This is a genomic window from Rahnella perminowiae (assembly GCF_019049755.1).
GTDB lineage: Bacteria > Pseudomonadota > Gammaproteobacteria > Enterobacterales > Enterobacteriaceae > Rahnella > Rahnella perminowiae.
The window spans coordinates 1-653 of the sequence record NZ_JAFMOS010000094.1 but is presented as its reverse complement, the minus strand read 5'-3'; the positions used below and the strand labels follow the sequence as shown (position 1 = coordinate 653).

General features: G+C 44.4%; 1 protein-coding gene. It reads left to right on the top strand.

What is annotated here, in order from left to right:
- The first annotated feature begins 166 nt into the window (after positions 1 to 166).
- Complete coding sequence (locus tag J1785_RS00485) at positions 167 to 505, top strand: hypothetical protein (protein ID WP_129953588.1); 339 nt, start codon at positions 167 to 169, stop codon at positions 503 to 505.
- Positions 506 to 653 lie beyond the last annotated feature (148 nt).

Below are 653 nucleotides of genomic sequence, written 5' to 3'. Positions count from 1 at the left end.
TTGTTGGTTGGCTTCTATTTCATTTCCCGGGTGGAGTAGTCATATATAGGGATAGTGGGAATTCTAAAGTTTCACTGCTTCTGCAAGTGTCAGTATCCCTGCTAATTGTTTTTCTGGTGGAGACCAAATCAATAGCAGAAAAAAATAACCGTTACGAGGGTAAAAAATGATAAAGGAACTTTCTCAATCTGAATTAGCTTTAGTTGCAGGCGGAAACGCTAACTCTAATTATGAGGGCGGCAGCAGCAGAAATACCCAGCACAACCAATCATCCTGGAGTCATATGGCTCAGAATGCACCTACGCATATATACGGAGGCCCGGGAACTGTTGACTGCGCTAATGGTGTTTTTGGTGCACTCGCCAAAGGCTTTCCAAACCCGGGGAAAATGGCGGTCGGTGTGGCTAAAAATGCCGGAAAATGCCTTTCTGATAATGGCGGCCGTGGCGGCGCTTTTGGTGGCGACTCAAATGCTAACAGCGTCAACGGGCAATGCCACTGGTAATAACTAGTTAAAATTATTTTAAGCTACCCTGAGGTAATAATGACGCCAGGGTAGCTATGCCCATGATTCAGCATAACGATGATTGAAGCATCAAATCCGATGACAAAGAAACTTGTCAGTATATAAGGGGACAGGGTAAAGATAAGAT

What these genes read in the sequence shown, in the direction of transcription:
- J1785_RS00485 (WP_129953588.1), top strand. Translation starts at nt 167, where the DNA reads ATGATAAAGGAACTTTCTCAATCTGAATTAGCTTTAGTTGCAGGCGGA.